The sequence below is a fragment of the Vibrio sinus genome, from assembly GCF_023634645.1.
Taxonomy (GTDB): Bacteria; Pseudomonadota; Gammaproteobacteria; order Enterobacterales; family Vibrionaceae; genus Vibrio; species Vibrio sinus.
Genome location: NZ_JAMKMR010000011.1, coordinates 92,048 through 116,128 on the forward strand (window position 1 = coordinate 92,048; position 24,081 = coordinate 116,128).

The window sequence follows — 24,081 nt, forward strand, 5'->3', positions numbered from 1 at the left end:
GTTTTCTTATAATAAAGATATAGTCGCTAGTACAGTGTAGGGTTTGAACGCCTTAGTACTCAATGTTTCTCTTGAATGGCGGCAGCGAGTCGAGAAGAGCTTGGCCATAACGCTTAGTGACAATACGTCGATCAAGGATGACGACTCTACCAGAATCCTGTTCTTTACGCAGCAAGCGACCGACAGATTGGATCAATTTTTTGCTCGCTTCCGGTACCGTGATCTGCATAAATGGATTACCACCTTTATGCTCGATGTATTCCGAGTGAGCTTGTTCCACGGGGGAGGTCGGTACGGCAAACGGAATTTTGGTAATAATTAGGTTCTCTAATAGTTCTCCGGGTAAATCCAATCCTTCAGAAAAGCTGCCAGTACCAAATAGCACACTTGTTTTTCCGCACTGTACTAGAGTTTTATGTTTATTTAGGATTTTTGAGCGCGAGGCATCACCTTGAACTTGCAACGCCCAACCCTTCTTTGTGAATAGCTTAGTTAATGAATCGGAGACTTGATTCATTTGCCAATAGGAAGCAAACAGCACAAGGTTGGCTTTGTTCTCAACGATTAGAGAAGGCAAAATATCACAAAGCGCATCGGTAAATTGGTCTGCCGCAGGCTCGAGCTTCATTTTAGGGATATACAATTCACCTTGATTGGCGTAGTCGAAAGGCGAGGCTAGGGCTAAAAAGCGAGTGCCATCTTCTTCTTTATTGCTCACCCCTGCTTGTTGGCAGAAAAAAGCAAACGAGTTAAGTGCACGCATTGTCGCCGAGGTGAGTACTGCGCCGATGCATCGGCTCCAAATCTGCTGATCCAGTTTCCACCCGGCTTCAAGCGGCGAGACATTGACAATAAAGTCGCCTTCTTTGTCAGGGTGCAGCTCCAGCCAGCGTGCCAGCGGCGCGCCTTTTTCGCGCTTAGGCTCGGCCATTAAGCTCCATACTTGGGTGAGATTTTCCATCCTTTGTATATAGAAGCCGATTTCTGCCAGAGCAGGCTCAGCCAGTTTATTCGAAACTTCGCCGTCTTTAATTCGCTCAGCAATTAAATCAGCAATTTTATTAATGGCTTGATGCCCTTTGCTTGAAAGCTGCTTTAATGATTGTGCTTCTTCTTCTAACCAGCTGGGTAAATCACCATGCTCAAACCGATAACACTTTTCTTCAAACTGGGTAGGGTTAAACTGTCTTGCCAACTGAGTGAGGGAAGGCACAAGTCGTTGTATGCTGTCTTGTAACTCATTGCGAAATCGACTTACGCGCTTTTCGTCGGCCAAATTGGCGTATTTGGTGACCGATTGGTTGAGTTTTTCTAGCCAGCTGGCTGCGCCTTTTAAGCTTGCTGCGGCAGAGGAATGGTCGCGTGCAACCTTGGGCAGGTGATGAGCCTCATCAAACACATATATCGTGTTTTCAGGCTCAGGTAAGATGACACCACCACCGAGATCGGCATCAGCCATCACCAAGCTATGGTTAGCGACAACCACATCGGCTTTGTCTAACTCCGCTCGCGATTTTTGAAAAGGGCATTGTCTGTGAGCAGGTAACGCATTGTTGCAGCTGTGCTTATCACTGACAATCATGGACCACAACTCATCCTTAATCGGCTCTGGCCAAGAGTCTCTGTCGCCGTCCCATTTTCCTGTCGCCAAGTTTTGATACAGCTCTTGCAGCAGATTAATGTCTTTTTCTTTTGGCTTAGTCTCAAAAATCGCCAGTTGGCCGCCATCTGTACCACTGGCCACCATGAGCTTTTCCGCGCAGCAATAACGCTGTCGGCCTTTGACCAGTTGAAAACGAAAATCTAAGTCGGTTATGCGACGATAAAGCGGTAGGTCTTTGTCCAGTAGCTGTTCTTGCAAGGCGACAGTGGCAGTAGAAATGACCACTTTGCGGTTGTTCAACACTGCCACAGGAATGGCAGCCATTAAATAAGACAGAGACTTGCCAATCCCTGTTCCCGCTTCCGCGACAATCATCCGGTTGTTTTGGTGATATTCACCGCACAATGTTTTGGCAATTTCAGCCACTAAATAGTTCTGCGCTCGGCGCGGAACGAAGTTTTCTAATTGAGCCTGTAAATTTTGGTAACTGGTTCTAATCGAAGTTTGAATGTTTTTGGCAAGCATAACGGGACCTAATCGTTCGGAAAGCCAATATTAACACATATCTACACATGCTATTGAGGTCACGAATTCGGTTTTTTTTGAGCCAAAATTGGATCGCAATCACAAAATGAATTCTAGTAAAAAAGCTGTAAATAAAAATAAATCGGATAGTTAAATAGTCTTAATTATTCCAATTATAAAAAATTAAATTCTATTTTAATTAATAATAATCGATGAAATTAGCTAGATCATTCAAATGTAAGAGTAGTGTTACAAAATGTAGATTTACGTGCTAATACTTAAGTAAATACTTATAAATCAAGTTTTTACATTCAAGTTATTGAATTTAAATGGATTTATTTGTTTTTAGATGTAGATTTTTAGGCTATTTGACAGCCTGGGGATTCTCTAGCAAGCTTAGCTACGGAATTTGACGGTAGTGACATCCGACCAATAAGAGTTTGAGTGATTACCAAAAACATAAAGGGAACCGGATAAGGACTTCCCGCTAAGAAAAGGCAGTGGATTACTATGAAAAAGACGCTAATCGCTCTAGCGGTACTAGCTACGGCTGGTACTGTTAACGCAGCACAAATCTATGGATCAGATACTTCGAAAGTGTCACTCAAGGGTGAGATTGATTCCTACCTATCTCAATGGGAAAGAGAAACAAGCTCTGCAGCTAACTCTAAGACAAAGACGAAATATAACCCTAATGTAAATCTGTGGGCTAAGATCCAGATCGATGGAGAACATAAACTTAACGATATGTTTACCGCGTTTGGCTCGTTTGAGATCGAAACAGCAAACCAAGAATGGAAAAGCACAAGCTCAGACTTTACCGCTAAGTTTGATGACCTTTATGCAGGTGTGAAAACAGATTCTTGGGGTGTCGTAATGGGTGAGCACGGTGACTGGGCTGACTCCATGGATGCAACTGAAAAAGACGATATCAGTAACGAAGGCTTTTACCTAGGTAATGCAGGTGGGCACCATGAAGAGTCTGCTGGTCACGGTATTGGCTTCAAGTTCTATGGAGTTGATAACCTAACGTTAGTTGCTGATGTCACCACAGATAGTACTGATGGCGTTGATCCTACGTGGGGCGCTTCTGCCAACTATGATATGGGTATGTTCAGCCTAGGTGCTTCATATCAAACAGGTGATCAAGCTACGGGGATAACGACTACTGATAAACAGTATGCTGGTACAGATTACTACAAAGGTGGTGTGTCAGCTTCTATGAATGTTAGTGGCTTCTATCTAGCAGCTACTTATATGGCTTATGAAGGCGTCAAGGACTTCGGTTTCTGGGAAGATTCAAATCTAGCAACAATAAGTACGGCAACAGCTAGCTTTTATGAAGGTAACTCATATGGCTTAGCTGCGGCCTATACGTTTGATAGCGTACGTCTATATTCTACTTACTCAGTGATGTCCAACGATAAGAGAACAATAGTTACAGCTTCTACCTCAACTACTTCTGATGTGAATAATGCAGATGTGAAAACGCTTCTTGTTGGTGCGGAATACACATTCACTGACAATTTGCTAGCGTTTCTTGAGTACCAGACAGCGAAAGCTGAAGCTGGCGTAAACCAAACTGGTGGCGTAGACCTAGACGCAGACTCTATTGTCTTCGGTACATACTACACATTCTAAGTTATTTATTAACTTAGTATAAAACTGAAAGCCAACGTGTTACGTTGGCTTTTTCTTTAGAGCTATTAAGGAGAATAGTATGCTGTATAAGAAGTTTTTCTTGGGGTTCTTTTTGCTGGCATTTGCTGGCTTGGTGTCGGCAGCAACATTAAATGCAAATACCGGTATAGAAATTACAGTGCTTAATGGAGAAAAAGTCAGAACTAAGTCTATTGAGCTGCAACCCGGTGACAATCAGATTGTATTAGAGTTTGGATCGCGTCTACAAAAAGGGGCTCAAAAAGAGTACCTAAGCTTTTACCCTTACCTTGCCGTCATCAATAGCAAAGGCTATCAGACGGTCGATGTAAGTCTTGTTTCCAATCAGTATTCCAAAGTAAAAAGACTGACAGACGATAAGAAGCCAGTCTATGTCTTCACGTCTAATGGAAAAACAGTTCCTAGTAAGCAGCTTGTATTGCCTGCACCAGAAGGAGCTTTCCCTTATCGTGATGTATTAGCGTTAGTTACAGCTTATAACAAGAAAAATGGCTTAGTATATGAGTCAGGTAAAATACGCGAGCTTAAACAAGAGCTTGAACAAGCCAACGGCGGCAAAAGTGCCAAAGGCGAAACAGAAAATATTCTCCAGCTTAAGCTGTGGTATAGCCGTGCTAACCCACAAGAGCGTGCTCAGTTTGAGCAATGGGTTAAACAGCAGCAATCTCAGTCTTAAGATAAGTATCAAAAGGTTTTATGTGTTACTGCCTTTTTATTACTGAGTGTTGGGAGCCATTTATTGGCTCCCTTTTTTGTTGTGGCTAGTTACTGAGAAAACACTCGGGCGTATTGAGCGCAGCTTCAATGGCCGACACGAGTTTCTCAATGTGCTCAGGCTGGCTAATAAAAGGCGGCATCATATAGATTAATCTACCGAATGGCCTGATATAGACGCCATGCTCGACAAACAACCGTTGAATGGGCTCCATATTGACTGGCCGTGTGGTTTCTACCACACCGATTGCTCCTAGCCAGCGCGTCTCTTTTACCAGATCATAATGGTTAAGCTTCGGCAGCAGTTCAGAGAACAAGTGTTCTATCTGCTTGGTTTGCGCTTGCCACTCGTTTTTCTCGATGAGCTCTAAACTGGCGTTGGCCACCGCGCAGGCAAGTGGGTTAGCCATAAACGTTGGGCCATGCATAAAGCAGCCTGCTTCGCCTCCGCACACCGTCATGGCCACTTCTTTGGTGGTGATGGCGGCCGACAAGGTCATATAGCCGCTGGTGAGAGCTTTGCCCACACACATGATATCAGGCTTGATACCAGCATGCTCACAACCAAACAACTTCCCAGTACGGCCAAAACCAGTGGCGATTTCATCTAAAATCAGCAGTACACCGAATTCATCACAAAGCGCTCGAACCTGTCTTAAAAACTCAGGATGGTACAATCGCATCCCGCCTGCACCTTGCACGATAGGCTCAAGGATTACTGCCGCCACTTCTGCGTGATGCACGGTCAGCTTTTGCTTGAAGTCATCGATATCCGACGGTTGCCAATCTTGCCAAAAGCCCGTTTGTGGCGACTGTGCAAAAATATGTTCTGGCAGGAACCCTTTGTACAAAGAATGCATCGAGTTGTTTGGATCAGTCACCGACATTGCCGCGAACGTGTCACCGTGATAACCATCTCTCACGGTCAAAAACTTAGGCCGCTTTTCTCCTTTGGCATGCCAGTATTGCAGCGCCATTTTCAAAGAAACTTCGACGGAAACCGAGCCCGAATCGGCGAGAAACACGTGCTCTAAGTTATCTGGCACCAAGTTCAGTAGGCGCTTACAAAGATTAATTGCGGGCTCATGAGTGATGCCACCAAACATGACGTGGGACATTTTATCAATTTGCCCATGTGCAGCCGCATTGAGGTGTGGATGGTTATAGCCATGAATGGCTGCCCACCAAGATGACATTCCATCAATCACCTCACGGCCATCTTCTAACTGAAAATACACATCTCTTGCGCCAACCACAGGATAACAAGTTAATGGGTTGATAGTGGACGTATACGGGTGCCAAATATGCTGACGATCAAACTCTAAATCCATAACTCCCTCAGATTAAAAATTAACCAATTGTAAACTTTGATTTTTATGATATGTTGACAGTCTATCCTGTGTCGGTAGACTAGCCAACAAAATAATCCCTCTAATAAAAAGGTAACCCCGTGGAAGTGCGTCAAAACTGGACAGTACAAGAAGTACGAGAACTCTTAAACAAACCCTTTATGGACCTGCTTTTCGAAGCCCAGCAAGTTCACCGAAAATATCATCCCGACAACTACGTTCAGGTCAGCACGTTACTTTCCATCAAAACAGGGGCGTGCCCAGAAGATTGTAAATATTGCCCACAGAGCGCACATTATCGCACTGACGTGGATCGCGAGCGTTTGATGGAAGTTGAGCGTGTTTTGGATGCGGCGCAAAAAGCCAAAAATGCTGGCTCGACACGTTTTTGTATGGGCGCGGCGTGGAAGAACCCCAAAGAGCGTGATATGCCGCATTTGATTCAGATGATTCAAGGCGTGAAAGGCATGGGTCTGGAAACGTGCATGACGCTAGGCATGTTGTCCTCGGATCAAGCAAAAGAGCTGTCTGATGCCGGGCTTGATTATTACAACCACAACCTTGATACCTCTCCAGAATATTACGGCAATATCATCACAACACGAACTTACCAAGATCGTTTAGATACGCTGTCTCATGTGCGTGACGCCGGGATGAAAGTGTGCTCTGGTGGCATTATTGGCATGGGTGAAAGCACCAACGACCGAGCCGGATTATTGGTAGAGTTGGCAAACTTGCCGACACAACCGGAAAGTGTGCCAATCAATATGTTGGTCAAGGTCAAAGGTACACCACTGGAAAAAGCAGAAGATGTCGATCATTTTGACTTCATTAAACTGGTCGCCGTTGCCCGTATTATGATGCCTAAGTCTGCCGTTCGTCTTTCAGCAGGTCGTGAAGGCATGAACGAACAAACACAAGCGCTTTGCTTTATGGCAGGGGCCAATTCTATTTTCTATGGTTGCAAATTATTAACCACACCAAACCCAGATGAAGACAGTGATATGCAGCTGTTCAAGCGTTTGGGCATAAATAGTCAACACGTTAGCCAAAAGCCGGATGAAATCCAAGAGAGTGAGCTGTTGGATCAAGTAGTCGAGCGTGTAGCGGCAAGGCCAACGGAAGACGATTTATTTTACGATGCCAGCGTTTGATATTCGGATCTCGAAAGCACTGCAAAAACGACGCGATGAAGATCTGACGCGCACGCTAGTGCCGTTCCACAATGCCAATACGGCTCTGTTGGAACACAACGGGCATCAGTATGTCAACTTTTCCAGTAATGACTATCTTGGTCTAGCTAGCGACCCTGATCTCGCTAAAGCGTGGCAAAAAGGGCTGGATCTTCATGGCAGTGGCAGTGGCGCGTCTCCCATTGTCACCGGGTTTAGCCGCGCCCATTTTGAGCTGGAGCAATCGTTATGTGAATGGCTTGGCTATGAACGAGCGATTTTATTTAGCTCTGGTTTTTCTGCGAATCAGGCTTTGCTTTTTTCCTTAATGAAAAAGGGTGATTTGTTACTTCAAGACAGGTTAAACCACGCTTCATTGATGGAAGCAGGCAGCCTGTGTGAAGCCAATATGAAGCGCTTTAAGCACAATGATGTTCAGCATTTGACCAGCTATTTTGATGATAACGAACATACCTTAGTCGTGACGGAAGGTGTGTTTAGTATGGATGGCGATCAAGCGCCCTTGCAGGATATCAAGCAGGTGTGTGAAGGCAGAGCGTGGCTAGCGGTGGATGATGCGCATGGTATTGGCGTACTTGGCGAAGAAGGGCGAGGAAGCACCTGCGAGCAGCAAATCAAACCTGACGTGTTAGTAGTGACGTTTGGTAAGGCATTTGGGCTATCTGGTGCAGCGATCTTATGTAGTGAGCAACTAGGTGATTACTTGATGCAGTTTTCTCGTCATCATGTGTACTCAACCGCGATTCCACCCTCTCAAGCTTATGCCTTGCAAGCGTCATTGTCTTTTATTCAAACTCAGCAGTGGCGTCGCGATAAACTCATCGAGCTGCAAGCGATTTATCAGCAAAAACTCCATGGCTTAGATGGTTATGTTGACACCAATACACCGATTAAACCTTTGGTGATTGGTCAGACTGAAGCGGCATTAGCGTGCGCGGAAAGGTTACGGCAGCAGGGCTTTTGGGCCACAGCGATTCGTCCTCCGACGGTGCAAAAAGGCCAATCAAGAATACGTTTAACCTTAACAGCAAATCACACCGTTAAACAGGTAACTCAATTATGCGACGCGATTTTACAAATCACGGAGAGCTTATGATGCAAGGGTCTACGAATACAGCTCATGCTGTATGTGAAAATCAAGGCGTGGACAAAGTTGCAGTGGCGAGTGCGTTTTGCAAAGCCTCGACTCACTATGACAATTATGCTCAGTTTCAGCGTGATGTGGGGCAAAGGCTGCTGGCAAAAATGCCAAATGATTTGTCAGGAAAAACGGTGTTGGATTTGGGCTGCGGCACAGGATATTTTGCCGAAAAGCTTCTTGCTCGCGGTGCGAGCGTCATTTGTGCCGATCTTTCACCGGGTATGTTGCTGGAAGCGAAACAGCGTTGTGGCGAACACAAGGTGACTTACTTGTTGGCCGATGCGGAAGAACTACCTATTGAATCGAATAGTGTTGACTATGTGTTTTCAAGTTTGGCACTGCAATGGTGTGCGGATCTATCCAATCCACTGAGAGAAATAAAGCGTGTGATCAAGTCTAACGAGCATCGCGGCTCAGCTTTTTTCTCCACTTTACTTGATGGCTCGTTAAGCGAGTTAAAACATGCTTGGGCGAGCATCGATTCGTATCAACATGTGAATGATTTTATCACCAGTAATCAAGTAAAAATTGCGTTAGCTCAAGCAAGGTGTGCGGAGTATGAACTAGACTGTCCAACCGTTACTTTATGGTACCAATCTGCATTTGAGTTGATGCGAGATCTTAAGGGCATTGGTGCCAATCATGTCGTGGGCCGCTCTCAGGGGCTAACAAGTCGAAAAACGTTTATGCAAGTAGAGCATGCGTATCAAGTTTTCAAAAACCAATTTGGATTATTACCTGCCAGTTATCAGGTATGTTTAGGGGTTATTCATCTATGATTGATGCATTATTTGTTGCAGGAACCGATACAGACGTAGGTAAAACGGTGGCGTCAAAAGCGATACTCAATGCTTTCGCGACCAAGGGATTATTAACCATTGGCTACAAGCCTGTGGCCGCAGGGTGTGAGTTTACAGAAGACGGATTTAGAAGCTCAGACGCTCTTCACCTTCAAGAAGCGGCGACTCAAGATATCGCTTATGATGATGTCAATCCGTATGCACTTGAATTGCCAGCATCGCCACATATAGCCGCCAAAAAACAGGACGTAGACATTGACTACCAAGTGCTCAGTGAAAAACTGGCTAAACACAAGAGCAATGCTGACGTTGTGTTGGTTGAAGGTGCAGGTGGTTGGCGCGTTCCAGTCTCGGACGAAGACTATTTGTCGACTTGGGTGAAAAAAGAAAAGTTGCCAGTGGTTTTGGTGGTTGGAATTAAATTAGGCTGCCTTAATCATGCGATACTTACTGCGGAACAAATTCGTGCTGATGGGCTTGAAATCGCGGGTTGGGTGGCAAATCGAATCAATCCTGGTACTGAGCACTACAACGACATCATCGAAATGCTTGAAAATAAGATGGCAGCGCCAAAAATTGGTGAAATTCCATACTTACCTAGTGTGAAGCGAAACGATCTCGCAAAATACATTAAGCCAGATCTCTTGTTGAGCAACTAAGCTCAGAATGGCAGGCAAAAAATAAGGGCTGCAAACGCAGCCCCAAAGCTAAAGAAAATTATCGTCAAATCACTTTTCTTCGGACATGCCTACTACCGCATGTCTCTCTTTATCCGTAATCGTCTTTTCAGCTTGCTTCTCTGTTGAGATACCTAGCTGCTGTTTTGCTTCGTCTTCAGTAAGACCTAAGTGGCAGCACAGTAAATCAATCGCCATTTGATAGTTGCCTATTTCCACCATAGCCTAATCCTTGTGTGTGTGTCGGTTACTATTATTATTATAGTGGTAACTGTAAGTGTTTTAATTGGTGAACTCAATAAGACTAAAGTCTAAATGGTTGTGGGTGTTAGCTGCGAAAGAGACCCTATGAGGTCACTATTTGTTGCAATTTGTGGTGAAATCTTGAAATTTAAAGTCTGGACTATATGTATAATAAGTATAGGCTTATTTGATAAGTTTGAGGGCGTACGCAAACGTCTGCTTATCTTATGTAGTCGCTTGTCAGTTCATTAGGAGAAAGTGAATGAAACGAATTTTGTTATTCTTAGCAACTAACTTAGCCGTTATCCTAGTGCTAGGTATTGTTTTGAATATAGTTTATGCGGTGACTGGCATTCAGCCAGGAAGCTTATCTGGCTTACTGCTACTTGCAGCACTGTTTGGCTTTGGTGGATCTTTCATCTCGCTACTGATGTCTAAGGGTATGGCATTAAGATCAGTAGGCGGTATGGTGATTGAAAATCCACGTAATGAAACAGAACATTGGTTACTTGAGACGGTTAGGCAGCAATCGCAGAAGGTTGGTGTTGGTATGCCGAGTGTCGCGATTTATGACTCTCCAGATATCAATGCATTCGCGACAGGTGCAAAGCGCAATGACTCTCTGGTTGCAGTGTCTACTGGTTTACTGCACAACATGACTCGTGATGAAGCAGAAGCGGTACTTGCGCACGAGATGAGCCATATTGCAAACGGTGACATGGTCACCATGACGTTGCTACAGGGTGTGGTGAACACTTTCGTGATCTTTTTATCGAGATTTATTGCCAACATCGTTTCGTCGAACGATAACGAAGAAGGGCAAGGTACTAACTATTTAGTCTACTTTGCTGTTTCTATCGTGTTGGAGCTAGTATTTGGTTTCCTCGCGAGCTTTATCACTATGTGGTATAGCCGCCGCCGTGAGTTTTACGCCGATGCCGGAGCTGCAAACCTTGTGGGTAAACACAAGATGATTGCGGCACTGGAAAGACTGAAGATGAGCCACGAGCCTCAGTTAGAAGGGTCAATGATGGCATTTGGTATTAATGGTAAGAAGACCTTGACCGAGTTGCTAATGAGCCACCCTCCGCTAGATAAACGTATTGATGCATTGAGAAATCTATAATCTAACCATACGTATTTACCCCAAAAAGCTTAGCCATGCGCTAGGCTTTTTTATTGTCTCTAAGTTATTTCTTTTTTTTGTTATTTAAAAAATTATTCAACCATCGGCAAGTATTAATTTTTTGATGATGGTTTTATTGAAGCTATTTTTTATATAAATACATATCTAATGTAGTAGGTTTTATAGTTTAAATTAATACAGTTGACCGAGGTGTATAATTTAAATACTTTATAAAATTCACCTTTTAATACAGAATAAAACGCGTAAGTATCCTTTTAGGTAATTGATTGACAGCTCGTTTAACAGTGATGTTGTGGGCTTTCAGCTTAGGCTGACTCATTCATTGAAAGTTACTTATGTTATTCATCTTATTTAAGTTTTTGGTTTGGCAATCGAGAAAGTACGCTTCCGATTGCCTTTTTTCTACGAGCTGAAGGTTGGGTGAGTAAAACTGACATTTCAACTAAGCCAGTCTAGCTAACATAAGAAATTGCATCGGTTATATCAATCATAATTAGGAAATGAGAACAGATAAATCTTATATAGAGTATGGAAACTTGAACTGATACCAAAATAATAATGTCTGGCTCTGTCTATATAAATTATTAACATTAGAGATAAAAATGAAAAAGCTCTTAATACCTTCTATTATTGCTGGCGCTTTGGCGTCAACTTCCGTATTTGCTGATAGCAATAGTGGTGCTTTGGCAATATCGCAAGTAGCTCCGGAAAATAATAGTGGTCCATTCATACTTTATAAATCCGGCAAAGATCAACTCAGCATGCTGGGCTACTTGCACGTTGCTTTGAACAATGAATCCGAGGCAAACAGCAACACTGATCCGAAGCTAACCAGTGGCTCATCCATGCTTGGTTTAGACTATGTACAGTATTTGCAAAATAACTGGCTGTTTAACGCACATTCTGCTTGGGGATTCGACTTTTTGAACCAAAACACGGGTGATGACTCAGATCCAATGTTTACCAACGATGAGTCTTATATTGCGTTTAAGCATCATTCTGACAATTGGGACACGGGTATATCAGCAGGTAAAAGATATGGTGTGTACTACGATGTCGTGAGCGGCACCGATATGTACAACTCGTTTGACCAAGTTGGATCTGGAGTATATTCAAATAACTCTAATGGCGCTGGGTTTGGTACAGGTGAAGCTGATGGCGTTATTCAATGGCGAAACGACTTTGGTCCAGTTTCATTTGCTCTTCAGTACGCAACCGCCCACACGAATCAGGAACAGTTTGGAGCACTAACTAATAGCTCTACGGATGCCCAAGGTAATATTAAGCATGGCTATGGTGTGAATATCATGGGTCACTTGGATATTGGCACGGGGCTTAACTTTGGTGTGGCGTATAACCAAGCGCAGGTTGATGAAATCAATGTGGCTGGTACAACGGTGAACAATGGTGCGGTCAGCAATGGTGAGCTGACGCCAAAAGCACAAGCTATCGGTGTGCAATATGGTCAATGGGGCAGAGGGAAAGGTTGGTATGCTGCCGCAAACTACGGCGTATATAGAAACCAAGAAAACTTTGCTGGTTGGACAGGGTATGTGACAGCAAACAATACCATTTATGATAAAGCACAGGGTATGGATGCTAAGGTGGCGTACTCATTTGCCAACGGTATTCGATTACTCGGTGGATACGATACTTTACGACAAGATACAGCTGGTGATGCTGCCAAGATACAATATGCGGTTTATGGTATTTACTGGGATATCACTGAGCGTGTTGAAATCTTTACTGAGAATGATATTAATATGTCAACCAACTCAGATGGTACTAGTAATCACAACGATATCTATAATGTTGGTGCTCGTTACTACTTTATTTAGTCAGTATTAGATAAAAACCCCTAATGAAATCATTAGGGGTTTTTCAAATAGCTTACAGCTTATCAGTTAGCTCAATCGCTTGGCCGATATAATTGGCTGGTGTCATTTCTTTAAGACGCGCTTTTTCATTTTCCGGCAATTCTAAGCCATCGATAAAGTTGCGCATTGCTTCGCCGTCTACACGTTTACCACGAGTGAGCTCTTTTAGCTTTTCATAGGGTTTTTCAATACCGTAACGACGCATCACTGTCTGGACGGGTTCAGCTAACACTTCCCAGTTTTGGTCTAACTCGGAAAGCAGTGCTTCACGGTTCACTTCTAGTTTGCTGATGCCTTTCAATGTGGATGTGTAGGCAATGATTGCGTAACCGACACCCACACCTAAGTTTCTTAACACGGTAGAGTCAGTTAAGTCACGTTGCCAACGTGAAACAGGCAGCTTTTGTGCAAGGTGGCCGAATACGGCGTTCGCAAGCCCTAGATTTCCTTCCGAGTTTTCAAAATCAATTGGGTTGACTTTGTGCGGCATGGTGGAAGAGCCGATTTCTCCAGCAATGGTCTTTTGCTTAAAGTGACCAAGCGCGATATAGCCCCAAACATCACGATCAAAATCGATCAAGATGGTGTTGAATCGAGCAACAGCATCAAACAGTTCGGCAATATAATCGTGTGGCTCGATTTGGGTGGTGTAAGGGTTCCAAGTGACACCTAAAGATTGTGTTACGAACTCTTCACTAAACGCATGCCAGTCTAACTCAGGGTAAGCTGATAAATGAGCATTGTAGTTACCAACAGCGCCATTGATTTTTGCTAGAATTTCAACATTTTCAATCTGCTTGTATTGGCGCTCCATACGATAGGCGACGTTTGCCATCTCTTTGCCCATTGTCGAAGGTGAAGCTGGTTGGCCGTGAGTGCGCGAAAGAAGTGGAATATCACGATATTCTTCAGCAAGTTTACTGATGGCATTAATGATGTTGCGAATTTCTGGGAGAATAACGGTTTCACGTGCTTCTTTAAGCATTAAAGCGTGTGAGGTGTTATTGATGTCTTCAGAGGTACAGGCAAAATGAATAAATTCATTGACGGCATCAAGTTCTGCAACCTCTGACACCTTTTCTTTAAGGAAATACTCTACAGCCTTTACGTCGTGGTTAGTCGTACGCTCAATTTCTTTGATACGAGCAGCATCGCTTTCACTAAAGTTGTCTGCGATATCATCTAAGAATTGATGAGCTTGTGCACTAAAAGCAGGGACTTCTTTGATGCCATCGGTTTGTGAGAGCTTCTGTAACCAACGAATTTCAACGATGGTACGGTATTTTAGGAGACCAAACTCACTAAAGATTTCGCGCAACGCAATCGTTTTACTTCCGTAGCGGCCGTCTACCGGTGAAACAGCAGTCAAGGCTGACAGTTCCATTTTTTTCTCCTGAATATTAATAACAATTTTGGGGATGATTACATTCTTGCAAGCAGAATTCTTGCTTGCTCGACGATTTTCTTTCGACTGAAAACAAGGTGACGGCGTTTTCCACCGACTTGTCTCCACAATACTGCACTGCGTATGCCAGACAGCAAAAGCGCACGTACTTTATGTTGGTTACCAGTTTGTTGTAAAACTTCTGGTGTTCCTGTGATCTGAATTCGAGGGCCGATAGGGCTTATCACGTCTAAATAGACACTTGCGAGGTTGCTTATCATGTGGTCTTCGAGCAAATCATAATGTATATTTTGCCTTTCAAGTGTTTGTATGCGATCACCGAGTTGGGACATTGCATCTCGGCGAGCATTTAGCTTTCGCTCGAGTGTAAGAAGGCCAATAATATAGCGGGTGACTTCACTGCCTGAGGGAGAATTATCAATACCTTGAATGAGGCATTCCAGCCCCACCTTTAAATCAGACTCTCTACCAAATACATCCAATGTATTGTTTGGGTTGGTATTTAATATGGCTCTTAGTGAAGTTTCAAACGCGTGCGAATCACAGTGGCCATTTTTGGCGACTTCTCTGACCAAGGCGACTGCTTGGCAGATGCCAGCAAATGCGATTGTACGGTCATAAATTGTGTTAGCCACGTGTTAATACTCCTCAAATGAATCGTTTATATCCGTTGTTCGATGATTCCGCCACCTAAACACACCTCACCATCATAAAAGACAGCGGACTGACCAGGTGTGACAGCCACTTGCGGATCATCAAACTCAACTTTGATGCTGTTCTCGTCAATGGGAAGGACAGTGCATGGGATGTCTTGCTGGCGATAGCGTGTTTTTACTGTACACTTAAATGGCTCAGTTACCGATTTTCTAGAGACCCAATGTAGTTGCGAAGCGACAAGCCCATCGGATTTCAATAATGGGTGATCAGCGCCTTGAACCGCTATGAGAACATTTCGTTTTAGATCTTTATCTGCAACATACCACGGATCTTCGTTACCACCGCCACCTTTTTGACCTCCAATATGAAGCCCTTTGCGTTGGCCTAATGTGTGGTACATCAACCCTTGATGTTCACCAATGACTTTGCCTTCTGGCGTCTCGATTTTACCCGGTTGTGCTGGTAAATAACGAGATAAAAATTCAGTAAATTTGCGCTCACCGATAAAACAAATGCCGGTTGAATCTTTCTTTTTGGCCGTGATTAATCCTTGCTCTTCAGCGATTTTTCGCACCTCAGATTTATCGAGCTCACCGACAGGAAAGAGGCTACGAGCCAATTGTTCGTGACTAAGGGTATAGAGGAAATAGCTTTGATCTTTGTTGCTATCTAGGCCGCGCAACATGTGTACCGGATCATTGCTCTCGGACATGGTGCGACGAACATAGTGACCCATGGCGATATAGTCTGCCTCTAATACATCATCAGCAAAATCCAGAAAGGCTTTAAATTTGATTTCTTTATTACAAAGAATATCAGGGTTAGGGGTTCTGCCCGCTTTGTACTCAGAGAGAAAATACTCGAAAACGTTATCCCAGTACTCAGCAGCGAAGTTTACTGTGTGTAATTCGATGCCGAGCTTATCACATACTGCTTGAGCATCCGCTAAATCTTCAGCGGCTGTGCAATATTCTTCTCCATCGTCTTCTTCCCAATTTTTCATGAAAAGACCTTCAACCTGATAACCTTGCTGTTGCAAAAGATAAGCAGATACAGACGAGTCAACGCCACCAGACATACCAACGATGACTTTTTTTAGATTGTTGTCGGACATCAATATACACCACATACATAAACCGGACGCAGATTCTAACAGAAAGCACCGCTTGGGGACAGATCTGAGAGTCAAATCACAGCGAGTATGAAATTATACATTTTTCACAAGGCAAACGTTTGCCTTTGTCGGTTATGTTGCTGTGAGGTGACAGTCAATGTAAAATCCGCCATCTTTCTCTGTATCACCGCAAAACGGTCAATAGACCTTAGAACCTACATTATGAAATTTCCTGGACAAAGAAAATCCAAACATTATTTCCCTGTGGATGAGCGAGACCCTCTAGTTGGTCAGGTTCAGCACAATAAAAACATGTCCCACACTCACATTATTGGTATTGATCAAACCCTAGTGGACATCGAAGCGAAAGTGTCTAGCGAACTTATTGATAAGTTCAGTCTAAGTAAAGGGCATTCGTTAGTTATCGATGACGAAGCGGCAGAACGTTTGTACCAGGAATTAGTCACAAATAATTTAATTACCAATGAATTTGCTGGCGGCACGATAGGGAATACACTTCATAATTACTCAGTTCTTGCGGATGACAAATCAACACTACTCGGAGTGATGAGCCAAGATATCAAAATTGGTAGCTATGGGTATCGTTATTTATGTAACACTTCAAGTCGAATGGATCTCAACTACTTGCAAGGTGTGGATGGGCCGATTGGGCGCTGTTTTACGCTTATAACTGAAGATGGCGAGCGAACTTTTGCGATAAGCGAAGGTCAAATGAATCAACTAAGACCTGAAAGTATTCATGAGTCGATATTTGAAAATGCGTCAGCTTTAGTCTTGACCGCTTATTTGGTGCGTTGTAAAGAAGGCGACCCAATGCCTGATGCGACTATGAAAGCCATCGAGTATGCAAAAAAATATAATGTTCCAGTCGTTTTAACACTTGGGACAAAATATGTCATTCAAGAAGACCAAGCTTATTGGCAGACATTTTTGCAAGACAATGTTTCTGTTGTCGCAATGAATGAAGAAGAGGCGGAAGCATTAACCGGAGAGAGTGATCCTCTTGCTGCTGCAAATAAGGCATTAGATTGGGTTGACTTGGTATTATGCACTGCTGGGCCATTGGGTCTATTTATGGCAGGGTATACTGAAAGTGCAGCGAAACGACAAACGTCGTTGCCTTTGTTACCTGGCAAAATTGCTGAATTTAATCGGTACGAATTCAGCCGCCCAGCTATTAGAGGTCTGTGCTCTGATCCAATTCGAGTCTATTCACACATATCACCTTATATGGGTGGCCCTGAGAAAATTAAAAATACCAATGGTGCTGGCGACGCGGCATTGTCTGCATTATTGCATGATATGGCGGCAAATAAATACCATAAAGAAAATGTCCCGAATTCAAGCAAACACAGTTATTCCTTTTTAACGTATTCATCATTTTCACAGGTTTGCAAATACGCTAACCGAGCGAGCTATGAGGTGCTTGCCCAGCATTCACCAAGATTATCTAAGGGCTTGCCTGAACGTGAAGATAGTTTAGAAGAAGCATATTGGGAAAGATAGTTTTCCTCGCTTAAGGTAAGAACAAAAAAGCCGCTTTATAGCGGCTTTTTAAATTCATATTATTCTAGATATCGCTTAATTAAATTGCGAAGTCTTCTAGTTTTTTACCTTTATCAAGGGCTACTTGAATAGCAGAAGGTGTACGGCCTTGGCCTGTCCACGTTTTCTCTTCGCCTGACGCATCTACGTATTTGTATTTAGGTGGACGAGGTGCGCGCTTAGATTTCGCTTTACCTTTAGATTTACCTTCGCCAGATAGTGCAGAGATAAGTGCTTCAACGTCAATGCCGTCTTTAGCGATTTGATCAGCAATAGCAGATAGTTTAGCTTCTTGTTTAGCTAGTGCTTCGCGTTCTTGAGCTTCTACTTCCTGTCTTTCTTCAACGACAGTAGTCAATTTTTCCAACGCTTCCTCCAGTTGCTCAAGAGTTAATTCGCGAGCGAAAGCACGTAGACTACGAATATTTAATAAAGTTTTAGTTATTTCCGACATTACAATTCCTATGAATTAAAACAAACGACCTAATAATATTAAACTGCATTGCAGATGAAAACAATAAAGCGATTGCAAATAGTGATTAATTTCTCTGCAAAATATCGATATTTTTCTGCATTTGAAGTTTTACTGGTTATCCTTAAGTAAACTTAATCGCATTCTATACAAAACTAACTTTAAATTACTACATATGTTGCTTATTTCACACACTGTAATTGTCTGTTTTATGAAAAAGTGATGTCTAACACATTCTTACTTTGGATAATGAAATCTATTTTTGTTGTTTTGCATGAGTAGAGTAGTTTTTAGATAAAACACTATTATGAAAACAGGTGCGCGCATAAAGGCGCTATGAGTTATTCTATATTAGTTATCATGTTTATCAGTAATGTTTAGGTGAAATATGATTAACATTTGTAACAAATTAACACTCAGGTGATATTGCACTTAAAGTTTACTGACGTAACAATAGGGCTAGCCATCATGGCATCATCATTGGTTGGTTCTTTTACCCACATAAGTATTGATTAACAATGACGACTATCTATTGATGTAAATAGTCACATTGCCATCGCAACCTTTTCTTTATTATGTAATGGAGTACTACCGTAATATTGGGTACTGAGTACGCATTTAGAGATCATATAAACCTGCTTACAAAAACTAGAGCAGGATACCTATTTTACAAATGCTGTAGTCCTCTTACCACTTATTAACTGGTTTAAAGATCATGAATTTAATAGACTTTAGCTCTTCCCCTATTTCCTTGTTGCCAGCAGTGGTCGCGTTAAGCTTGGCCATCGTTACTCGTCACGTTATTGCCTCATTAGGTGTTGGTATCCTTTTAGGTGCATTTTTGCTGGCCGATCACTCGATCTACGAGTCGACTCAATACCTAGGCGCGACTTTATTCGGCGTCTTTATTGAAGACGGCGGGCTAAATACTTGGAATATGAGTATTCTTGGCTTTCTTATTTTACTGGGAATGATGACTGCGCTGCTTGCCTTGTCCGGCGGTACAGCCGCTTTCGCTAATTGGGCGCAGCATAAGGTAAAAAGTAAAAGAGGCTCCAAGCTCCTTGCCGCCGTTTTAGGTGTATTTATATTTATTGATGATTATTTTAATAGTTTGGCTGTCGGCTCTATTTCACGGCCAGTAACCGATAGATTTTATGTATCACGAGCTAAGCTAGCATACATTTTAGATTCAACGGCTGCGCCTATGTGTGTAATTTCTCCAGTTTCTAGCTGGGGAGCTTATATTATGACAATTGTCAGTGGTATTTTGATTTCTCACGGTATTGTCGAATATTCAGCGCTTGGTGCATATTTACGTCTGATACCAATGAACTTCTACGCTATTTTCGCCTTGTTAATGGTGTTTGTTGTGGCATGGTTTTCGTTAGATATAGGGCCGATGCGTAAACACGAGATTAAAGCATCTCAAGCTCAATGTATCGATGAAGATGAAAACCATCCATCACAAGATGAAGAGCTCGGTATAAAAGAAAGCCCAAATGGCAAAGTGGTCTATCTTATTGCACCTATCGTCATACTTATTATCAGCACATTTTCTGCAATGCTTGTGACAGGGTTACAATCATTAGAGGCGCAAAATAAAGCTTATTCTCTATTTGCTGCGCTGGAAAATACTAATGTCGGCACTTCCCTAATCATTGGCAGTGCGATTGGGGTGTTGTCCTCTTTGATCATTGTGTTAAAGCAAAAGTTACCTACTAAGGATATTGGCTTTGCTCTGTGGGTTGGAGCCAAATCGATGAAGGGTGCCATCATCATATTGATTTTTGCATGGACCATTGGCAAGGTGATCGGAGACATGCAAACTGGATCGTATCTTTCAACTCTTGCGCAGGGGAATGTCAGTCCAGCCTGGTTGCCAGTCATCCTTTTCTTGTTGTCTGGTTTGATGGCCTTTTCTACCGGTACTTCATGGGGCACATTTGGTATTATGTTACCCATTGCCGGAGACATGGCCGCATCCATTGAAATTTCTCTGATGCTACCTATGTTAAGCGCGGTTCTCGCAGGATCGGTATTTGGCGATCATTGCTCTCCAATATCCGATACCACGATATTGTCATCAACAGGGGCTAAGTGTAACCACATTGCTCATGTTTCAACTCAACTACCTTATGCACTTGCCGTTGCCTTTATTTCAAGTATAGGCTTTATCGTACTTGGTCAAACTGAGTCTCTAGCGCTTTCTTTATTGATAACGACGATTGCTTTTGTCATTGTTTGTGTGGTGTTTTCAGTGATGTCTCGGTCTCGTATGTCAACATCGAGTGAACGCCACGTTTGAGATGAAAACAGTCATGGACAATTATTTTCAATAAAGGGGTTGCAAAACACCGCGCGCTTAGTTAGTGTCTAGGTGTACCACTGAACTAATACAGTAATATGAGTATGCGCAATATTGAAATGAACATTCATCACCATCATCACCCTAAATAGTCTTTCGGGGAGGTGAGCGCGTACCCGGGAGACCAATCTCCCGGAGGTGAATTTTAACAACAGATTCAGACCCTCGGGAGCCACAATCCCGAGGGTTTTTTTATATATACCCAACATGCCTTGAGGTGAATTGGGTGCCAGTTTTAATCTGTTTATTAGGAAGCACATCATGCAGACACAACGCCTAAGAATTGCTATTCAAAAAAAAGGTCGATTAAGCAAAGACAGCCAAGAGCTACTTAAAAAATGCGGAGTTAAGTTTAATGTCATGGGGGAGCGTTTGGTGGTTCATTCTTTGAATATGCCAATTGATCTTCTCTTGGTTCGTGATGACGATATCCCAGGTTTGATTATGGATGGTGTTGTCGATCTAGGCTTTATTGGTGAAAACGAGTTAGAAGAAGTTAGGCTTGAGAGAAAAGCGTCGGGTGAGGCTTGTGAGTTTGTGGCATTAAGACGTTTAGACTACGGTGATTGCCGTCTATCTATTGCGGTTGATAAAGATGAAACCTATACCGGCCCTCAGGATTTAGCGGGCAAGCGAATTGCAACCACTTATCCGCAGCTTGTAAAAGCGTACATGGATAAGCAAGGGGTAGATTACAGCACTTGCATGCTAACTGGGTCGGTTGAAGTGGCCCCTCGCGCTGGGCTGGCGGATGCCATTGCCGATCTGGTTTCCACTGGTGCAACGCTAGAAGCCAATGGCTTAAAAGAAGCGGACATCATTTTTGAATCGAAAGCAACATTAATTCAGCGTACTGGTGATTTCGATGCAGACAAAGTGGCTTTGATTGAAAAGTTGCTGACTCGTATGCAAGGGGTTCAGCAAGCTAAAGAATCCAAATACATCATGTTACACGCACCAGTAGACAAGCTAGAAGAGGTGAAATCTTTACTGCCAGGCGCTGAAGATCCAACCGTACTGCCTTTGGCGTCTGATAAACAAAAAGTGGCGATTCATCTGGTCAGTACAGAGAACTTATTCTGGGAAACCATGGAACAACTTAAAGAGTTAGGTGCAAGTTCAATTTTAGTATTACCAATCGAAAAAATGATGGGGTAGGTAGGATGCGTACAGTTGGATGGCAATCTTTGAGCGAGTCTCAGCAAGAAACCATATTAAAAAGGCCTGCTATTTCAGCAGGCAAAGATATCTCGGCTGCAGTCAGCGATGTGATCGCGCAAGTTATAGCATCAGGTGATAGTGCGCTTGGTGATCTCACTCGTCAATTTGATGGTATTGAGCTCGAATCAATCCGCGTCTCTGACGAGCAAATAAAACAAGCCTCGGGTCGTCTTTCAGATGAGATGAAATCGGCGCTCAACGTGGCTTACGATAATATTGCTAAATTCCATAAAGCGCAAAAGTCCCAGCCAATTCGTGTTGAGACTCAGCCTGGTGTGGTGTGTGAGCAAATCACTCGAGCAGTTAATAAAGTCGGTCTTTATATTCCCGGTGGCAGTGCGCCACTTTCATCTACAGCATTAATGCTCGGTGTACCCGCCAAAATTGCTGGATGCCGTAAAGTTGTATTGTGTTCTCCACCTCCTATCGCGGACGAAATCTTATATATAGCAAAGATGTGTGACATCGATGAAATATACAGTGTCGGCGGTGCTCAGGCGATTGCTGCGATGGCTTATGGCACGGAAACCATCACCAAAGTGGATAAAGTTTTTGGGCCAGGTAATGCGTATGTGACAGAAGCGAAACGCCAAGTCAGTAACGATTTCAATGGCGCGGCCATCGATATGCCTGCGGGGCCGTCAGAAGTATTAGTCATCGCCGATGAGACAGCAAAGCCGGAGTTTGTCGCGGCTGATTTGTTAAGCCAAGCAGAGCACGGTCCTGACTCTCAAGTCGTGCTGGTGACGCCTTCACCTATTATTGCTGATCAAGTTGCTGATGAGGTGAAATCTCAACTTGCCCAATTGCCTCGCGCCGACATTGCAGAGCAAGCACTATCTTCGAGCATTATTATTATTGCTGAATCCTTGACTCAAGCCGTATCTATTTCCAATTTCTATGGCCCAGAGCACCTCATCGTGCAGACCAAAAGCCCTAGAGAGCTGCTGCCTTTGTTAGACAACGCAGGCTCGGTATTTTTAGGGGATTGGTCGCCAGAGTCGGTGGGTGACTATGCGTCTGGTACCAACCATGTGTTGCCGACCTATGGCTACACGCGCACCTACTCAAGCCTAGGTTTAGCTGATTTCTCCAAACGAATGACCGTTCAGGAACTTTCTTCACAAGGTTTGTTAGATATTGCGCCAACCGTCGAGAAAATCGCGGAGTCTGAAGGGCTAGATGCACACAAAAGGGCCGTAACCGTTCGAGTTGAGATGTTGAAAAAGGGAGAAGCATAATGGAAAAACTGGCCAGAAAACGAGTACAGGCTCTGACACCTTACCAATCGGCCCGTCGCATTGGTGGCAGTGGTGATGTATGGCTAAATGCGAACGAGTCCCCCTTTGATAACGAGTATAAGCTCGACTGCAGTCGGCTAAATCGCTATGGCGAATGTCAGCCCCAAGAGCTCATCAATGCTTATGCGGATTATTCCAATGTTCAGCCAGAACAAGTGTTGACAACCCGAGGTGCCGACGAAGGGATAGAGCTGCTGATTCGAGCATTTTGTGAGCCGGGTGAAGAGGCAATTTTGTATTGTCCGCCAACCTATGGCATGTATGAAATCAGCGCAGAAACAATAGGTGTTAGGCAAAAACAAGTGCCTTTGACCCAAGATTGGCAGTTGGATTTAGACGCTATTGAAGACAATTTAAACCAAGTGAAATTGGTGTTTGTCTGTAATCCGAATAACCCAACGGGTAACTTAATTCGTAAAGAAGACATCGTGGCCTTGCTAGAAATGACCAAAGACAGAGCCATTGTGGTGGTGGATGAGGCATACATCGACTTTTGCTTGGAGATGTCATCGGCCGACTTAATTGAGCAATACCCCAACCTTGCGATATTGAGAACCATGTCGAAAGCGTTTGCATTAGCCGGGCTGCGTTGTGGGTTTGTTCTTGCGGACGAAAACATTATCAATGTGTTATTGAAAGTCATTGCGCCTTATCCGGTGCCTTTACCGGTGAGCGACATCGCAATAGCAGCGTTGTCGGAAAGCGGTTTGGCTAAAATGCAAAGCCAAGTGTTAGAGCTCAATGCCAATCGAGCCTATCTAAAAGCGGGGCTTGATTTGATGAGTGGGCTAACCGTGTTTGACGGTTGGGGCAACTTCTTGCTGGTTCAATTTCCAGATGGAGACGAGTTGTTTAAGGCAACTTGGGATGCAGGGATGATTCTACGTAACTCCCCATTGGAAAATGGTGTGCGCATTAGTATTGGTAGCCGAGATGAGTGTGAAAAAGTGCTTGGTTTTATAAGAAATTATTATTCATAACCAGCCTTTAAATCTGGTGAGAACTCAAGAAGTATGTAAGGTAGACAC

20 protein-coding genes and 1 other annotated feature are annotated in these 24,081 nt (G+C 43.4%); of the genes, 13 read left to right on the forward strand and 7 right to left on the reverse strand.

Features of this window, described 5'->3' with window-relative positions:
- Nucleotides 1-52: 52 nt before the first annotated feature.
- On the reverse strand, nucleotides 53-2,128 hold the full coding sequence (gene dinG, locus M9194_RS12925) for an ATP-dependent DNA helicase DinG (RefSeq protein ID WP_250613083.1): 2,076 nt from the start codon (nucleotides 2,126-2,128) through the stop codon (nucleotides 53-55).
- A gap of 510 nt (nucleotides 2,129-2,638) precedes the next feature.
- On the opposite strand from dinG, the gene M9194_RS12930 reads away from it, so the two are divergent.
- Together M9194_RS12930 and M9194_RS12935 are read left to right on the forward strand one after the other, a co-directional pair.
- Nucleotides 2,639-3,769 carry a porin gene (locus M9194_RS12930; RefSeq protein WP_250613084.1) on the forward strand — a complete coding sequence of 377 codons (1,131 nt, stop codon included), beginning with the start codon at nucleotides 2,639-2,641 and terminating at the stop codon, nucleotides 3,767-3,769.
- A 79-nt stretch (nucleotides 3,770-3,848) separates the two neighbouring features.
- Nucleotides 3,849-4,484, forward strand: a complete 636-nt coding sequence (locus M9194_RS12935) for a DUF2057 family protein (protein ID WP_250613085.1) — start codon at nucleotides 3,849-3,851, stop codon at nucleotides 4,482-4,484.
- An 85-nt stretch (nucleotides 4,485-4,569) separates the two neighbouring features.
- On the opposite strand, the gene bioA is transcribed toward M9194_RS12935, so the two are convergent.
- Entirely contained in the window at nucleotides 4,570-5,853 is a 1,284-nt protein-coding gene (bioA, locus tag M9194_RS12940) for an adenosylmethionine--8-amino-7-oxononanoate transaminase (protein ID WP_250613086.1), read from the reverse strand.
- 119 nt (nucleotides 5,854-5,972) lie between these two features.
- On the opposite strand from bioA, the gene bioB reads away from it, so the two are divergent.
- The 4 genes from bioB to bioD are packed head-to-tail and all read left to right on the forward strand — an operon-like array spanning nucleotide 5,973 to nucleotide 9,664.
- On the forward strand, nucleotides 5,973-7,025 hold the full coding sequence (bioB, locus tag M9194_RS12945; protein ID WP_250613087.1) for a biotin synthase BioB: 1,053 nt from the start codon (nucleotides 5,973-5,975) through the stop codon (nucleotides 7,023-7,025).
- A complete protein-coding gene (bioF, locus tag M9194_RS12950; RefSeq protein WP_250613088.1) occupies nucleotides 7,012-8,160 on the forward strand; it encodes an 8-amino-7-oxononanoate synthase in 1,149 nt (382 codons plus the stop codon). The genes bioB and bioF overlap by 14 nt, the downstream gene beginning before the upstream one ends.
- Nucleotides 8,160-8,984: a malonyl-ACP O-methyltransferase BioC gene (gene bioC / locus M9194_RS12955; protein WP_250613156.1), complete on the forward strand. Its 825-nt coding sequence runs from the start codon at nucleotides 8,160-8,162 to the stop codon at nucleotides 8,982-8,984. Before bioF ends, bioC begins: the two co-directional genes overlap by 1 nt.
- A complete protein-coding gene (bioD, locus tag M9194_RS12960) occupies nucleotides 8,981-9,664 on the forward strand; it encodes a dethiobiotin synthase (RefSeq protein WP_250613089.1) in 684 nt (227 codons plus the stop codon). Before bioC ends, bioD begins: the two co-directional genes overlap by 4 nt.
- Before the next feature lie 69 nt (nucleotides 9,665-9,733).
- Here bioD and M9194_RS12965 read toward each other — a convergent pair whose 3' ends face one another.
- Nucleotides 9,734-9,904, reverse strand: a complete 171-nt coding sequence (locus M9194_RS12965) for a hypothetical protein (RefSeq protein WP_250613090.1) — start codon at nucleotides 9,902-9,904, stop codon at nucleotides 9,734-9,736.
- Between the two features lie 283 nt (nucleotides 9,905-10,187).
- On the opposite strand from M9194_RS12965, the gene htpX reads away from it, so the two are divergent.
- Both htpX and M9194_RS12975 read left to right on the forward strand, forming a co-directional pair.
- Nucleotides 10,188-11,051 carry a protease HtpX gene (htpX, locus tag M9194_RS12970; protein ID WP_250613091.1) on the forward strand — a complete coding sequence of 288 codons (864 nt, stop codon included), beginning with the start codon at nucleotides 10,188-10,190 and terminating at the stop codon, nucleotides 11,049-11,051.
- 623 nt (nucleotides 11,052-11,674) lie between these two features.
- Complete coding sequence (locus tag M9194_RS12975) at nucleotides 11,675-12,910, forward strand: porin (RefSeq protein WP_250613092.1); 1,236 nt, start codon at nucleotides 11,675-11,677, stop codon at nucleotides 12,908-12,910.
- Between the two features lie 52 nt (nucleotides 12,911-12,962).
- Here the strand turns inward: M9194_RS12975 and purB are convergent, their stop codons facing one another.
- Genes purB through mnmA form a run of 3 tightly spaced genes read right to left on the reverse strand, consistent with a single transcriptional unit; the run spans nucleotide 12,963 to nucleotide 16,125 of the window.
- Nucleotides 12,963-14,333 (reverse strand): adenylosuccinate lyase, encoded by a 1,371-nt coding sequence (gene purB, locus M9194_RS12980; protein WP_250613093.1) that lies wholly within the window; start codon nucleotides 14,331-14,333, stop codon nucleotides 12,963-12,965.
- A gap of 38 nt (nucleotides 14,334-14,371) precedes the next feature.
- Nucleotides 14,372-14,989 (reverse strand): high frequency lysogenization protein HflD, encoded by a 618-nt coding sequence (gene hflD / locus M9194_RS12985; RefSeq protein WP_250613094.1) that lies wholly within the window; start codon nucleotides 14,987-14,989, stop codon nucleotides 14,372-14,374.
- A 26-nt stretch (nucleotides 14,990-15,015) separates the two neighbouring features.
- A complete protein-coding gene (gene mnmA / locus M9194_RS12990; protein WP_250613095.1) occupies nucleotides 15,016-16,125 on the reverse strand; it encodes a tRNA 2-thiouridine(34) synthase MnmA in 1,110 nt (369 codons plus the stop codon).
- 222 nt (nucleotides 16,126-16,347) lie between these two features.
- Here mnmA and M9194_RS12995 point away from each other — a divergent pair, with 222 nt between their 5' ends.
- Nucleotides 16,348-17,652 carry an inosine/guanosine kinase gene (locus M9194_RS12995; RefSeq protein ID WP_250613096.1) on the forward strand — a complete coding sequence of 435 codons (1,305 nt, stop codon included), beginning with the start codon at nucleotides 16,348-16,350 and terminating at the stop codon, nucleotides 17,650-17,652.
- 79 nt (nucleotides 17,653-17,731) lie between these two features.
- Here the strand turns inward: M9194_RS12995 and M9194_RS13000 are convergent, their stop codons facing one another.
- Nucleotides 17,732-18,145, reverse strand: a complete 414-nt coding sequence (locus M9194_RS13000; RefSeq protein WP_250613097.1) for an H-NS family histone-like protein — start codon at nucleotides 18,143-18,145, stop codon at nucleotides 17,732-17,734.
- 733 nt (nucleotides 18,146-18,878) lie between these two features.
- Between M9194_RS13000 and M9194_RS13005 the strand changes: the two genes are divergently transcribed.
- From M9194_RS13005 to hisC, 4 genes are all read left to right on the forward strand, one after another.
- Nucleotides 18,879-20,471: a Na+/H+ antiporter NhaC family protein gene (locus tag M9194_RS13005; protein WP_250613098.1), complete on the forward strand. Its 1,593-nt coding sequence runs from the start codon at nucleotides 18,879-18,881 to the stop codon at nucleotides 20,469-20,471.
- A gap of 127 nt (nucleotides 20,472-20,598) precedes the next feature.
- Nucleotides 20,599-20,727, forward strand: a sequence feature (His leader region).
- 65 nt (nucleotides 20,728-20,792) lie between these two features.
- Nucleotides 20,793-21,689, forward strand: a complete 897-nt coding sequence (gene hisG / locus M9194_RS13010) for an ATP phosphoribosyltransferase (RefSeq protein WP_250613099.1) — start codon at nucleotides 20,793-20,795, stop codon at nucleotides 21,687-21,689.
- Nucleotides 21,690-21,694: 5 nt separating this feature from the next.
- Complete coding sequence (gene hisD / locus M9194_RS13015) at nucleotides 21,695-22,993, forward strand: histidinol dehydrogenase (protein WP_250613100.1); 1,299 nt, start codon at nucleotides 21,695-21,697, stop codon at nucleotides 22,991-22,993.
- The gene (hisC, locus tag M9194_RS13020; RefSeq protein WP_250613101.1) at nucleotides 22,993-24,033 is read left to right on the forward strand and encodes a histidinol-phosphate transaminase; all 1,041 of its coding nucleotides are present in this window, start codon (nucleotides 22,993-22,995) and stop codon (nucleotides 24,031-24,033) included. Before hisD ends, hisC begins: the two co-directional genes overlap by 1 nt.
- Nucleotides 24,034-24,081: the final 48 nt, after the last annotated feature.